Below are 2,847 nucleotides of genomic sequence, written 5' to 3'. Positions count from 1 at the left end.
CTGTTTTATTTGCTCAAACGGAGTACGGTTGCTGATGAAAGCAGTTGCATTTGCAAGATCCAGATAAAGTTTATACTTATCTTCATACTGTTTATCATAATCTGAAAAAGCCTGATAAAGATTTGTAAACCCAGATCTTCTATTGAGGTTTTCTGAAATTTTCAGGAAATAATTATAAATATCTGAATCATTTTTTGCAATCAGATTTTTATTTTCGGCTATATCTTTATCAATTTCCGGGATGAGTTTCCTGGCTTCGGATGCTTTGTATTTTCTTCCGTCGTAGTCGAATGTTTTTAAAACAAACTCTTTATTGGCAATGGCTTCTATCGTTTTTTTATCATTTTCCAAAGCGATCAATGTGTAGACAAGCTCTACTTTTTCGTTGTCATAAAGGTTTTCAAACTCAATGTTTTCTGCCAAAACATTTTCTTTAGCTTCAGGATCCGGATTTTTGTTGTCGTAATAACTATTAAAAATTTTATCGAAAGAATCGTTTTGATACTGTGTTTCAAATTCAGTTTTAAAGGTTTCAAATTCTAAATCTGTTCTCCCATGCTTGTATTTTACATTCGAAAATAGTTTGGCAGTGAGTTTTTCTTCGGTTTTTTCAAAATCTTTAAACAGATCTTTGGCAGGACGGTTATCAGCTTCTTTTACGATATTCAGCTGTCTGAGTTTTGCAATGCGGTCTTCGGTGGAAGGATGTGATGCCCACTGATTTTCTATATTTAATTTAGATTTATTAAACAAACCGGATTCTGCAAGTTTTACATACGGAAGATTGTATTTCGTTTCAAGTTCGCTCTGCTCTGCAAGAAAACTCATGACGAAAAACTGCTCTTTGTAAATATTTTTGCTCGACTGATTTTTTGAAATTCTTGTTTCATAAAAGCTGATCACATTATTGTAAGAATTACTGGCAAGCTCTAATCTCAAAAGCGATTCTTCCAGAGAAACTGAACCCGAAATATGGGCAGCAACTTCATCTGCATGAAATTCCATTTCTCGGGAAAGAGCCATGTGACGGATGTTTACGTAAGAATACATTTTGGCAAGAACCCATTGTATTTTTGAAGTAAAAAATAAAGCAAGCGACGCGAAAATTGAAAAATAACCGCTGAAACTTGCAAACTTCTCTATAGAATTGCGGTAAGAAGCATCATCATTCACCAAATTAAAAATAATCTGATTTACGTTATATACATAGCTCCCAACTTTCATCGAGCGTTGCGAGAAATGTCCGAACTCGTGGGATAAAATTGCCTTAAGCTCCTGTTTAGTGGTTGAATTAATAAGCCCTAATCCAATCGTAAGATTTTTCTGAATCGGGAAAAACATACTCCAAAAGCTGGAATCGTAGAAAACACTTGCATTCACATCATAAGACAAATAAACTTTTTTCGGAAAGTTGGTTTCTGCTTCTTTCACGATTTCGTCGATCATTTTAAAAAGTTCAGGCTCGTCTGATCTTTTGATTTCCGTAAGATAACTTCTGTCGTTGATATGTTTTTTAAACAAAAATTTAATGATAAAAAAGAATACAAAAATTCCTGTTCCTGCCAAACCTACACCCACCATAAGGGTAAAAAACATCGGTTTTGCAACAATGAGCCATATTCCGCCGCCAATACATGCCAAAGCTAAAGCAATGGTGAAAAGAAATATAAGAATATAAACGAAAATGAAGATAGCGATAGAAGAGATCGCAGCTTTGGTCTTATTTTTAAAATCCTGTGAAATCTGTATTTGCATGAGTGTTTTTTTTACAATAATACATACATTGGCTTAAAAGAGCAAATCCTTTTTATGTGAATTTAATTAATAATTTCTGCGTCCGGATTTTCACGAAGCTTTGCAATTCTTTCTCGCCAGTTTTGAAGTTCTTGGTCTGTTAACCTGATCCAATCTGTGACTTCACCCACAATTTTTAAAGATTCTGTGCTTCGATAAGATCGGGTGGGGTTTCCCGGAAATTTTTTGTCGGTTACGTTCGGGTCGTTTTCAAATGTTCCGACTGGTTCTACGATATAAATTTTTTCACGACCATCACCTTTTGCCAATGCTGCAGCCAATCCGGCGCCGTTTTGCAGTGCGGTAAAATAGATGTGATTCATAATGATTTCGGGATAATAATTTGATTCAAATCCTGCATTGAGCAAATCGCCAATCTGTAAATCTGCTTTTGTACCGTGATAAAACGGACCGTTGTCGAGAATTTTTTCGTCTTTTTTGTTTTCCATTGCGAAGTTTTTTGAGGTTGGAAGAACCTGTAAACTTAAGAAATTGTTTTGAAATGAGAAAACCGCTGTTGGAATTGATTGGTTTTTATTTTTTAAGTAAATAAGATGATGCTATCTTGGAGAAGCTGGGTTTGAAAACAGAAAAATATTAATTTACATTGCAAGAATATAAAATAATGTTGCAGGAATATTACTTTAGGTCACAAGAATATTGTTTTATGACATAAGAATATTACTCTAAGTTGCTATAATATAAAATTGTATCGTGCCAATATAAAATAATATTGCAAAAACATTACTTTAGATCATAAGAATATTGTTTTGCAAAGGAAGAATATTAATTTACATTGCTATAATATAAAATTACATTTCAAAAAGATAAAATCACATTGAAAGAATGTTGAGTATTTCTGTTCTTCTGTTCTTTTACTTTATTAGATAATATAGATTATAATCCGTGCTTTAATTTATAATAGTCACAGATTACAAATCTGCGACAGCGAGTCGGATAAAATTGCCACTAATGTTTCAGGGTTTTGCAATGGTGGGGCAATCGAAGCACAAATCTTCAATTTTGTACAAAAGTTGAACCGAAGAATAACTG

At 33.4% G+C, this 2,847-nt stretch carries 2 protein-coding genes; both read right to left on the bottom strand.

All coding sequences use genetic code 11. The features are described from left to right. On the bottom strand, window positions 1–1,755 hold a 1,755-nt coding region (locus AB4Y90_RS17245; protein WP_441558798.1), incomplete at its 3' end, for a M48 family metalloprotease. 62 nt (window positions 1,756–1,817) lie between these two features. Next, window positions 1,818–2,243, bottom strand: coding sequence for an NAD(+)--rifampin ADP-ribosyltransferase (gene arr / locus AB4Y90_RS17240; protein WP_441558797.1), 426 nt, complete (start codon window positions 2,241–2,243; stop codon window positions 1,818–1,820). Window positions 2,244–2,847 lie beyond the last annotated feature (604 nt).

This window comes from Chryseobacterium sp. 2TAF14, assembly GCF_052115105.1.
In the GTDB taxonomy this organism is placed as follows: domain Bacteria; phylum Bacteroidota; class Bacteroidia; order Flavobacteriales; family Weeksellaceae; genus Chryseobacterium.
Note: the sequence above shows the minus strand (reverse complement) of the source record. Positions and strands in the feature narration are given on the sequence as shown.